Source organism: Desulfobotulus mexicanus (assembly GCF_006175995.1).
Taxonomy (GTDB): Bacteria; Desulfobacterota; Desulfobacteria; order Desulfobacterales; family ASO4-4; genus Desulfobotulus; species Desulfobotulus mexicanus.
In genome coordinates this window covers 1-11,371 of record NZ_VDMB01000046.1, presented here as the reverse complement: position 1 = coordinate 11,371, position 11,371 = coordinate 1, and the positions used below count along the sequence as shown (strand labels likewise).

13 protein-coding genes are annotated in these 11,371 nt (G+C 48.8%); 3 read left to right on the top strand and 10 right to left on the bottom strand.

Features of this window, described 5'->3' with window-relative positions:
• From FIM25_RS16505 to FIM25_RS16480, 6 genes are all read right to left on the bottom strand, one after another.
• Positions 1–719 (bottom strand): hypothetical protein (locus FIM25_RS16505; RefSeq protein WP_281279347.1); only part of this gene is annotated, 719 nt, incomplete at its 3' end.
• A gap of 79 nt (positions 720–798) precedes the next feature.
• Positions 799–1,515 (bottom strand): ERF family protein, encoded by a 717-nt coding sequence (locus FIM25_RS16500; RefSeq protein ID WP_139450954.1) that lies wholly within the window; start codon positions 1,513–1,515, stop codon positions 799–801.
• A gap of 390 nt (positions 1,516–1,905) precedes the next feature.
• Positions 1,906–2,787, bottom strand: a complete 882-nt coding sequence (locus FIM25_RS16495; RefSeq protein WP_139450953.1) for an RpnC/YadD family protein — start codon at positions 2,785–2,787, stop codon at positions 1,906–1,908.
• Between the two features lie 221 nt (positions 2,788–3,008).
• Complete coding sequence (locus FIM25_RS16490; RefSeq protein ID WP_139450952.1) at positions 3,009–3,635, bottom strand: recombinase family protein; 627 nt, start codon at positions 3,633–3,635, stop codon at positions 3,009–3,011.
• Positions 3,636–3,885: 250 nt separating this feature from the next.
• Entirely contained in the window at positions 3,886–5,544 is a 1,659-nt protein-coding gene (locus FIM25_RS16485) for a hypothetical protein (RefSeq protein WP_139450951.1), read from the bottom strand.
• Between the two features lie 580 nt (positions 5,545–6,124).
• Complete coding sequence (locus FIM25_RS16480) at positions 6,125–6,907, bottom strand: tyrosine-type recombinase/integrase (RefSeq protein ID WP_139450950.1); 783 nt, start codon at positions 6,905–6,907, stop codon at positions 6,125–6,127.
• 170 nt (positions 6,908–7,077) lie between these two features.
• On the opposite strand from FIM25_RS16480, the gene FIM25_RS16475 reads away from it, so the two are divergent.
• Both FIM25_RS16475 and FIM25_RS16470 read left to right on the top strand, forming a co-directional pair.
• Positions 7,078–7,362, top strand: a complete 285-nt coding sequence (locus tag FIM25_RS16475; protein ID WP_139450644.1) for a helix-turn-helix domain-containing protein — start codon at positions 7,078–7,080, stop codon at positions 7,360–7,362.
• A 44-nt stretch (positions 7,363–7,406) separates the two neighbouring features.
• A complete protein-coding gene (locus tag FIM25_RS16470; RefSeq protein WP_139450949.1) occupies positions 7,407–7,697 on the top strand; it encodes a helix-turn-helix domain-containing protein in 291 nt (96 codons plus the stop codon).
• Positions 7,698–7,985: 288 nt separating this feature from the next.
• Here the strand turns inward: FIM25_RS16470 and FIM25_RS16465 are convergent, their stop codons facing one another.
• From FIM25_RS16465 to FIM25_RS16450, 4 genes are all read right to left on the bottom strand, one after another.
• Positions 7,986–8,933 (bottom strand): hypothetical protein, encoded by a 948-nt coding sequence (locus FIM25_RS16465; RefSeq protein ID WP_139450948.1) that lies wholly within the window; start codon positions 8,931–8,933, stop codon positions 7,986–7,988.
• Between the two features lie 327 nt (positions 8,934–9,260).
• The gene (locus FIM25_RS16460) at positions 9,261–9,596 is read right to left on the bottom strand and encodes a hypothetical protein (protein ID WP_139450947.1); all 336 of its coding nucleotides are present in this window, start codon (positions 9,594–9,596) and stop codon (positions 9,261–9,263) included.
• Positions 9,593–10,492 carry an Rpn family recombination-promoting nuclease/putative transposase gene (locus FIM25_RS16455; RefSeq protein ID WP_246052252.1) on the bottom strand — a complete coding sequence of 300 codons (900 nt, stop codon included), beginning with the start codon at positions 10,490–10,492 and terminating at the stop codon, positions 9,593–9,595. Before FIM25_RS16455 ends, FIM25_RS16460 begins: the two co-directional genes overlap by 4 nt.
• A 267-nt stretch (positions 10,493–10,759) precedes the next feature.
• Positions 10,760–10,957: a DUF6447 family protein gene (locus FIM25_RS16450; RefSeq protein WP_139450945.1), complete on the bottom strand. Its 198-nt coding sequence runs from the start codon at positions 10,955–10,957 to the stop codon at positions 10,760–10,762.
• A 95-nt stretch (positions 10,958–11,052) separates the two neighbouring features.
• Between FIM25_RS16450 and FIM25_RS16445 the strand changes: the two genes are divergently transcribed.
• Positions 11,053–11,371: Rpn family recombination-promoting nuclease/putative transposase (locus FIM25_RS16445; RefSeq protein ID WP_246052249.1), on the top strand; the 319-nt coding region annotated here is incomplete at its 3' end.

The following is an 11,371-nucleotide window of genomic DNA, read 5'->3' as shown; positions in this document are numbered from 1 at the left end:
CATATCCCCCACAGCAGATAATCCGGACGGTAGGGGCCAAAGGGTTTTACGCCACTCATATTCAGACAGAGAACCCAGCCCTGTATATCCACGCTATCGGAAGTATCGGGCATTCTCACCCCCAGCTCCTTCAGGACTATCTCAGGGAAGGTCAGGTTCTTATGGTTTTTGGTACTGAAGCAGGGCTGATCCCAATATGCGGATACAATGCCAAGCTGACCGTAGAGCTGGGTTTCATGGGAAGCGTACAGACTGGCGGGTATATGCTCCGTGCTTTTGATTTCAAGGATGCGAACAGCAGGAGTCTTGCCACCCCAGGCCATGGTAAAATCCAGATGGGCTTTCATCGGCATACCGTCATTGACTATGGCCACCTCCAGTTGATGGATGGGCTTTGAACCGTTGGACCGCAGAACTTCTCCCATGCCGGATTCAAACCAGTGACCCCGCTGAAACACCAACTCCCTTTGCAGGGTTGCAAGTATCCTCTCCGTATCTTCCTCGGCATACCACCGGGCGACTTCTTCAGGACTGTTTGCTTTTTGAAACTTATCCGCCACAGCAGCACGAAGACACTCCATGCCCCTGCCTATATCCGACATACCGATATAAGAAGACCTGTCTCCAAGATCTGCTTTCATGTTCTGACTCCGGGCAAGGAGACCCTTGGTAATCTGAGCCAAAAGACCCATGGACTCTTTTGTGTGATGGATGGTCATGACTGCCTTCTTTAAACGCACAAAGGCCCACCGGCTAATACCGGCAGGCCCTGTGTCTGGATGAATGGGGATGGGATGTTCAGGCTGCGGATTGCTGGCTGTGCTTCCACCAGAGTTTGCGCTCTGCGTTCCAGCGGAACCCTGCTTCTTTGAGGATATCCTTTTTAGGCATGGTGTCTCCCGTGGCCGCTATGTAGGCCCTTCCATCCTCGGTATGAACCGTGTTGTAGAAGATGCCGTCAAGACGGGGCAGGGTATCCATACTGGAGGGCTGATTTTGGGGATTCTGAGGAGTAGAAGGTGCCTGATTTRCCGGRGGAAATGGATCGTTTTGAGGCTTTGGTGACTGTGGGAAGTTATTTTGTTTTTGTGGATTTTTGTTGTTTCTGATGCAGGCCCCTTCAGCATCATCATCGTTTTCTGTAATAATACCAACCATGGAAGAYARGGCATAGCGTCTGGCATAGGTGATGGCGGAACCGTAYCCTTGGGGATCGTTTTTRGACAAAGGCATCATGAGCAGGGAAGACTGCCACTGGCCTGATTCTGCGTGCATAAGCTTGGTAACRAGWCCCAGATGCCCGGTTTCTACAGGAACAGGATACTGCGTCACCCAGACTCCGTTCTTAATTAAAATACTGCTGCAAGCCTCCATGACAGAGCTTAGGGTGGCGTACATRCTGTTGGTATAGGTGTTTTTCCTGTCCTTTTGAACAGGCCTTAATTCCTGCTGCACCCGGAGCATGGCCTTGGCAAGCTCCTTCACATCCGCTGAGCTGTACTGTTCGATAACCATAGTGACCTCCTTTAAATTAAAGACCCCCGCTGCCCGTAAAAAGGCAGAAGGGGTCTGGTTTTGGATAGATAACAGGTGAATAATGTTTCAATTCATAGTTGTAATATATACCTGAAATCCACTGATCACCACTTTGGGAGGGTCAATATGGGTGCTGCGGGGTTAAAATGGGCATCTGTGCGGGGAAATTACTGCTGCAAGGGCAAAAACAGAGGGTATCCGGGGCATGACAAGATAGTGTGAATCCGAAGAACTCGAACTGAGGGCTGAAACTGGAGAACTCGAACAGGGAGGCGTGAATCCGCAGAACCCAAACAGAGCAAAAGACTCCCCAACCCTGCCATGGCTGCCAATACAGCAACCACAGCAGAGAAGATGGATACGGAGCCGTTAATGTTTGGTAGCATCCTTGCCTATGAGCAGATCCAGTCCCTTGTCACCGGCAGCAAGAACTTCTCTGACCTTCTCAGGGGTGAGACTCGTAATGTCCGCTATCTCTTCAGGCTTCATCTTGTATTTTTGAAGGTTCATAATCGTCTGGTACTTCTCTTTATAACGGCTTCTCTCCTGAATGCGTTCTGATAACAGCATACCATCCTCCTTTTCTGTGAGCAGACTGAGCAACTCTTCCTGCTCATTTTCCTGTATATCTGCATAAGTGTAAATAAAATCCAGGTATTTTTCAAACAGAGCCGCACCCACCAAGCGAAACAGTCCGGTCATGGCCCTCATTACGACATCTACCTTCTCCTCTGGCTCATAGTTCATCTTGGGAAGGAGAATCATGACTACAGGGTTTGTGGAATCAAAATAATCCCTGGCCTGATACTCAAAGAGACGGATCTTCTGGTACTCGAAGTGTATGTAGTTCTTTTCCCCAAAGCTGCTGTCCAGAACCCTGTCCACATCCTTACGCCATTTCCTGCGGTCTGTGAACAGCACCGTAGGGATGACAATGGCACCGGGATGGGCTTTCATGTAGTCTATGCCATAGTGGGCCACCTTGTAGATGGAAAACTTGTACTTATCCTCCTGAAACTCCAACAGCCACAGGATCAGAGTCCCATTCTCAAAGACAAACAGTATGGGTATGTCCAGCACAAAATGCCGGTCTTTCAGCTTTTCTTTTTGGGTCTCCTGATTGACAAGCTTACAATCTATAAGCCTGCCCATACCTTCAAGGATCTCCGGGGATAAGAACTCTGCTATCTCCCTGGTAAAGTCCCGTGCCAGATTTTTAAAGTTCTGATCGTGGGACACTCTCTCTGCCATCCCATCCTCCTTTTTGTTAATATAATCAGAATATGCAGGAAAGAAAGACTCCACCCTGCGGACTGCCTGCCCTGCATCTGCTGTCTGCATTTTGAACTATGGATCAGATACGGCCCTGTGTCGATACAAAAGCATCCAGACCCCGACACCCTGCACCGCAGACCAGATTTATACCTTATATATAGGTGGCCACAGGATCAGCCCCCCATGCCATCTTCCCATCAGACACCCTCGGCCTTGGTTCTGGCTATGGTTCTGCGGCTCACACCCAAGGCTCCCTCGATCTCACTGTAGGTCAGACCCCTGCCCAGCAAGGCAAGGATCTTCTCCCGTTTGGCACTGTCTCTTTTACGGCCACCGTACTTGCCTTCCAGCTTTGCCCTGGCTATCCCCTGCATCTGCCTTCTTCTTCTGTCTTCAAAGTCTTTTCTTGCAACGGCTGCCAGTACATCCAGCATCATACCCATGACAGCATCAAGGACACGACCCTGAAAATCCTTATCCTCCTCCTGCCTTACAATCAGGCTGTGGGTAAAGGGAAGATCCAAAGACACAATGAGAATCCCCTTGCTCTGTATCTTCACACGAAGCTTCTGCCAGTCATCGGCATTGAGACGGGAAAGCCTGTCCACCTGTTCTATGAGAAGCACATCATCTTTTTGCATGATGCCCAAGGCCCGGAACAGCTCTGGCCTGTAGAGCTTGGCCCCGGATTCGTTTTCTATGAAGTACGCAGCCACGGACACACCGTTTTCTGAGGCAAATTTATCCAGCATATCCTTTGCCCTGCTTGCGTCCTGATCTGCTGTGGATGCCCGAAGATACCCGTACACTCTTCTTTCAACCATGATCCACCTGCTTCCGTACTGTTTACTTTGGCTGTGGTTTATATCGACAGGTTACTTTGAATGGTATCCCAACAATCGTAAACCTGATTTTATTATACTTTTTCCAACCACCATACTGCGCTTTATACCTGTCCCTGGAGTACACCCAAAAGAAACCCACCTGAACCTCCCCTCCCCTGACCAGATTTGTACCTTATATATAGGGGCCACTCCGGAACCACACCCGCAGCCCGGAGCCACCCCCACGGGTTCAAGGTTCTTCTTCATCCGTCCCGTTTTCTATATCCAGCCATGTACCCGGCACAGCACCGCCTGCCACACTGGGAAGGTCATCTTCTTCGGAAAGATCCACCTCATCCACCAGCTCCAATCCATCCTCCTCTTCCTCGCCATATACTTCAGGGCCATCCTCAGTCTCCAACCTTGCAACCACATTACGGACTGTGCTTGAAGTCCACCTGCTTTTACCGGAAAGGGTCAGTATCTTTGCCTTGTTAAGGATGGCTGCAAGCGTGTTGTAGCTGGGAACAGGATCTGTACCGGAACGCATCAGAAGAATCCACTCAATGAGTACAGCCTTGTCGGGCTTGGAGTTTTTTATACTTTCAATCACAGGGCGCAGGTTGTGGGGATCAGCATCTTCTTCCGAATCTTCCTCGGCAGTGCTTACAGGATCTTCAGGCTGTTCGGGCTGGATACGGGGAACAGTCAAATCAAAGGTAAGCGTCTGAAGGCTCACCTGAAGATTGCTGGCATCTATCTCATAGAGCTGGAGAGGTTCTTCCACTGGCAGACCCAGCTCCTTTTCAAGGTTGGTCATCCGCTTATCCAGATTCCTGATACCGTGTTGCAACTCCCCTATGGACTCACAGACAGCGGTTATGCCTATGTTGCTCTCGGTAGCCAGCTTCTGAAAGGCATGGGTCAGGGCACGGGACAGCTCACCCCCAAGGTTGGTTGCAAATTTCTGCAGAAGGGACTCCAGCATAGGGATCAGCTCTTTCAGCAGCTCATTTTTAATCTCCTGGACAAGTACCTTTGAATTGACGGGTTGGGAATCCCACACCTTGACTGTACTCATGGGGGTATCGGGAAGAGTAAAGTTCATGTCATAGGACAGGTTCAAGCCATGAATAAAATCATCACCGGGCACACACTGGCACCTACTGGTAGCAACTGGCACACACTGGCACATACTGGCATCAACTGGCATCAACCGGGAGATACTGGCACCTACTGGCTCGTCCTGGTTCATACCAGCATGTACTGGCTCGTCCTGGTTTCTACTGGCATCTTCTGGCTCGTCTTGGTTCACACCAGCACCTCCCAGCATATCCTGATTCATACCAGTACCTTCTGGTTCGTGCTGATTCATACCAGCAGCTACCAGTTCCTCCTGATCCATACCGGTACATTCTGGCTTACTCTGGTTCATACCAGTATCTCCTGGCTTGTACTGGCCCATACCAGCACCTACCAGCATATCCTGAGTCATTCCAGCACCTCCTGGTTTGTATTGGTTCATACCAGCATATTCCAGTTCATCCTGGCGCAAACATACACTGGCCATTACATACTCACGATCACCTAAAGAATCGGGCCATTTAAACCAGTAATGACTGTAATTCTCCAGACACTCATCCACCCACTCGCTGAGCAATGGATCATCCTTAACGGTATGTTTTTTAAGAAGAATATCTTTTATCATCTGAAAGGTGTACCCCTCACCACGCAATCCATCCACCAGAAGCAGAATCTCGATACATGCATGAAAACATTTAAAATGCTTACCATCGAACCATCCCGGCAGAAAATCACAGACCTGATTACGGTAATTGAGTATCTTCTTGTAATTAAGGTTCAGTTCCTCACCGATCTCCTTAAACGAATACAGCTTTTTTTCATTCATACCCTCCTCCTCTCATCACAATTCATCACAAGCTCACCATCTCTTTGCACCGTTCGTCATCACTGCCCTGAGCATCATTGTTCACAGAACCACCATCACTCCGCACCGTTCATCACCAAAGCTCAGTCATCCTTCATCATGGCATCATCCATACCCACCCCGTCACCACACCGGACTTCACCAGGCAACCACCACGACCATCCATGTTTCATCAAATGTTCACACCATGACCGCTCATCGTTCATCACTTGACCGTTTTGAGCATGAATCTGTACCAAATCACCATGATCACACCATGATCACGCCTTCATCACGCATAATCATGACCATTTTGGTTAAAACACCCTCATTATGGGCATATGCTCACTGGAACACTGTTTACAACCATCAGTTAGCCCTCTGTAACCGCCTGATTTCATACGACCCATCAGACACCCTACCCATCACTAAAAAAAGTACCCATCTATTACCCATCACGATTTGAAAAAATGTTTCACTCTTAATCACATGATTACAAGACTTTAACCCCCCAAAACGACCCATCATTTTCCTTCCATCGTTTTTTGAATCCTGGTTCAAATCACTCTGCACCACCATCACTTCCTATACTTCGGGACACTATTTCAGTGGCTTCTTTGAGGGTATCCTGACTCAAATGGGCGTACCTCTGGGTGGTGGATATGCTGGCATGGCCCAACAGTTTTTGTACCTCATAAAGACTCCTTCCATGGTTGATCAGAAGGGAGGCAAAGTTGTGTCTCAGGTCATGYACCCGGACATCCTCCAGCCCTGCTTCCTTCCTGATTCGATGCCAGGTACTGTAAAAATGCTTCARCGGCTCACCGGTCTTRGGGTTGGCAAATATAAACGGGCTGTTGTTTTCCACACGCCTTTTCAGCACCTTCATGGCGGATACAGACAAAGGGATATGCCTTGGCTTTCCCGACTTGCTCATGGGTACCGTCCACAAGCCATGCTCAAAATCCATATCCTCCCACCTGGCATGGCTGGCTTCTCCCCTCCTTGCACCGGTCAGTATCAAAAACTCGATCAGGTCAGGGACTACGGCACCCTGGCAGTTCTTCAATGCTTTCAGCAGTCTGTCCGTCTCATCAGGTGTAAGGAAGCGTTCTTTATGCTCGTTATCAGCCAGCTTGGACAGACCCCTTGCAGGACTTTTGTCGATGTACTCCCACCGCTCTGCCAAAGAGAATATGTACTTCACCAATGCCATCATGCGGTTGACAGAACCCGGCTTGTAGCCCTTAGCCACATAGGAAGACTGAAAATCCCGCACATCATCCCGTGTTATGGCTGAGAGCTTGGCGTACTCCCACAATGGCAGAAGCACCCGGTCTATCATCTTCTCATCCTGCTCCCAGCTTCGCTTGTAGAGCTTTATGGTGTTCTGAGCATGGACAATGGAGTGGAGAGTGGGAAGTGGGCTTCGAGAGCCTCAGCCACCGGACTTCGGATACCCTCACCCCAGAGCAGGCACAGGGGCCTACACCAGAGGTAGAGAGAGGAGTCATGATGAAGGAAAAGTCATACGATGTGGAACAGATCACAGGAGAGCAACTGAAGGCAGGACGGATACTGCTTGGCTGGTCACAAAGAACACTTGCAGCCAAAGCCTACCTGTCCCAGGGGCCAGTCACCCAGGCAGAGAAGAACAATGTAAGGAAAAAAAGCACCATCATGCTGATCGCCCATGTACTGATGGAGGCTGGAATAGAGTTTATCAACCATGAGGACGGAACCTTTGGGGTACTGATCAAACCGGATGCGGACAGGGCAGAAGAGAGGGAAGACGGGTAAAGACAGTGAGAAGTGGGAAGTGGAGAGTCTAGCGTGGAGGTATGATGAGGGAAAAAGCATATGATGTGGAACTGCTGAAGGGAGAGCAGATCAAGGCAGGACGGATACTGCTTGGGTGGTCACAGAAGACACTTGCAGCCAAAGCCTACCTGTCTGAAACGGCTGTCACACGCTTGGAAAGAAAGATACTGGAGAAGAAAAGCACCATGAAACTGCTGGCCCATGTACTGGTGGAGGCAGGGATCATATTTATCAACCATGAGGACGGAACCACGGGAGTGCTGATTAAGCCAGATGCAGACAGGGCAGAAGAGATAGAGGAGGAGGAAGACTGAGCAAAAAGACAGGCCTTATGTACTACCCTGCCCCCCTGAAATCAGCTCATACAGCGGACAAAAGCTACGGTAAATATGGGGGCTAGAGAGCGTGAAAATGATGTTCGTTACTATCCGGCACATCCAGTACATCCGGCAAAATCGACAACAACATCTACACAAGAGAAACAGGATACACAGGAACAGATACCGAAGCCACAGAATGCCCCAAAAGACAACAACCGGACACAACCCATACTGAGGGCTGCGTCCGGTCACGGATGGGTAAGAAATCAAAATGAGAAGGGTTTAATGCTTGGTAGCATCCTCGCCGATGAGAAGATCCAGACCCTTGTCTCCTGCTGCAAGGACGGCCTTTACCTGTTCGGGGGTAAGACTCGTAATATCCGCTATCTCTTCGGGCTGCATGTTGTATTTCTGAAGATTCATGATGGTCTGGAACTTATCTTGACGCAGTTGCTCCAGCCCCCTCTCCAACCCAAACCGCTCTGCACTTGTAATGTATGGCATCTTTTTCTCCTCCTCCAAGAGGTAAACWTCKTCAAGGAACTGTTTTTCAAGCTCCCTGGGCAGGCTTATCATCCAGTCGATGTACAGGTAAAGCTGCARKATGTCTTCYTTGCTGTAGTTCCGCTGGTACATGAGTTTTACCAGATGGAACTTCCACGCCTTCAGCTCGTCTTTTGATTTGCAGCTTTTGGCCTTGATCTGGGCCATGACCACCAGGGCGAAAACATTGTCGCTGTTTTCAAGCTCTTTCCACCGCTCTTCATCCTCCCAATCCATAAGTTTGACAATGGGAAAGCGGAAGTCAAGGCTGCAACCCCATAATTCTCTGGCATAGGAATCCGGTCTGAAGCTCTCCTGCCTGTCCGTCAGTACGCCAAGGCTGACCACATCCCTGTCATAGCGGTCAAAGATACGGAAATTGTACACATACATGCGTTTGGGGAAGACAGTTTCAGGGTCACCCTGTACCTCCACATGAATCAGTACCCAGATTTCCTGATTCTTCTTTGTCCAGACCTTCACCAGCTTATCCGCATACCGCCGTCCTATGGTAGAATCCCGGACGACCTTCTGAAGCTCCTTGTCGATGAATACGGGCTTACGGTTCCAGTCTATCTCATCATGGATATGAGGGTAAAGAAGAGCCAGAAACTCCTTAAAATACCGCTCTACGGCCTCTTTCCACGGGCTGTCGTAATCACTGGAATTGCTTGTTTCGCTATCCAAGATATGTCCTTTCTGAAAATACGGTAAAATAATCATACCCGGAAAAAGCATAGACTGAAAGGAGGAAATTGGGAAGGGGGAGGCAGTACGAAGCGGAGCGGGAAGCAAGACCACCTGCAGGGGGTGTACCATAATGCACAAACACCCAAGGGAACATAGAAACCCTGCAGGAAGACACAAAGAAAGCAGATCAGGATGCCCTGCCATAGCAACATAAAGACGTACAGGACAAAAGGAAATTGGGAGCTGGCAAACTACAAAAGGCCAATACTGCTACAGACCAGACACAACCCATGCTCTAAGGCTGCATCCGGTCAATAAAGGGGCTTAATGTCTGGTAGCATCATCTTCCATCAGCAGATCCAGCCCCTTGTCACCTGCGGCAATAACAGCCTTTACCTTCTCAGGGGAAAGCCTTGTAATCCTGGCTATCTCTTCAGGCTTCATATTGAAATCCAGAAGCTCCATAATGGTCTGGAACTTCTCTTCATGGCGACCCTTAACCGTGCCAGTCTCCAGCCCCTTCTGCTCCGCAAGAAACAAAGCCGAATCATGATCCCGCTTCCATCTGATGTGGGAATTATAGGCTTCACGCATATGTTCGTCCTGAGTAAAGCTCATGTACTTTTCTCTGGCGTTGGCTATCTGAGGATTGTTCTTCAAGATGCACCCTTATCATCTTCCATCAGCAGATCCAGCCCCTTGTCTCCTGCGGCAATAACAGCCTTTACCTTCTCAGGGGAAAGCCTTGTAATCCTGGCTATCTCTTCAGGCTTCATATTGAAATCCAGAAGCTCCATGATAGTCTGGAATTTCTCTTCATGCCGGCCCTCATTTCTCGCAAGAAACAAAGCCGAATCATGATCCCGCTTCCATCTTATGTGGGAATTATAAGCTTCACGCATATGTTCGTCTTGGGTAAAGCTCATGTACTTTTCTCTGGCGTTGGCTATCTGAGGATTGTTTTTCAAGATGTTTTCCATAATCTCATCCTCCTTGTTCAGGCCTTCATTTTTGAGATAATAAAGCCAGTTATCCAGACTCTTATCCAGATTRTAAGCAGTAAKCTTGGGAAGTTCAAGGAAATGCAGGGAAAGGTGATCCGTCAGGAGCAGTTCCGGCGTATCCTTTTCMCGRAGCATGAAGCAGAGGTGGTATCGATCCACATTCTTAAACATCTTAAAGTCAAGGATATTGATACAGACCACAGGACGCAGGGTAGCATAATTATCCCCCGTAACCAGCTGATCTCCATAGAGGGCAGTCCAGTAATACAAAGCCCGCTCCCCGAAAAAGCCCTTATCCGAGTTCTGCATTTCTATATCAATCCACCTGCCATCAGAAGATTTTGCCTTGATATCCAGTATGGTTTCTTTGGCATTGAGGATGGTCTGGATGTTGAAAGGATTTTTAATCACAAGGTCTGTGATCAAAGGGAATCCAGAGTTTTTCATAACGGCATTGATGAAATCAATGAGAATGGGCTTATGCTCTTCCTTGCCGAAGAGATATTTTATGAAGATATCCGATGTGGGTTTTACATAAAAATCCGTGAGCATCTGGTTCAAGGGGGCCTCCCGCTGGTTGCTGATTCATATGGCGGGAAGAAGCATAGCCTGAAAAAGGGACAGTGGGAAGTGGGGAGTGAGAAGTGGGAAGCAAGACAGCTTTCTGATAATGCTTCCACCTTTTCTTTTTGTATGAGTCACACTCTCTCACACCGAAGCCACACGCATTAAAGGCGCAAGAGCTAATGACAAGCCTCCCCCCCACCACCCGATAAGGCGGTAAGGGGGTTCAAGGAGGGCTGAACCTTTTTTTCACACCTACTGTACCGTTACAGGACGGGCAGACTTAATGGCCTCTGCCAGGGCACGACCGTAGGATTCACGAGCTGTATGGGCTATGGCTTCCTGATCTTTGAGCCTTTTCAGCTCTGCATCGGCGGTGCGAAGGTTCAAAAGCTGCTGACGACCTTCTTCACTGAAATCTTCAAGCAGATACCTGCGCTCATCAATAGTCACTACATCGGATTCTGTGCCGGAAGGTGCCYCTTTTTCAGGCTATGCTTCTTCCCGCCATATGAATCAGCAACCAGCGGGAGGCCCCCTTGAACCAGATGCTCACGGATTTTTATGTAAAACCCACATCGGATATCTTCATAAAATATCTCTTCGGCAAGGAAGAGCATAAGCCCATTCTCATTGATTTCATCAATGCCGTTATGAAAAACTCTGGATTCCCTTTGATCACAGACCTTGTGATTAAAAATCCTTTCAACATCCAGACCATCCTCAATGCCAAAGAAACCATACTGGATATCAAGGCAAAATCTTCTGATGGCAGGTGGATTGATATAGAAATGCAGAACTCGGATAAGGGCTTTTTCGGGGAGCGGCTATTGTATTACTGTACTGCCCTCTCTGGAGATCAGCTGG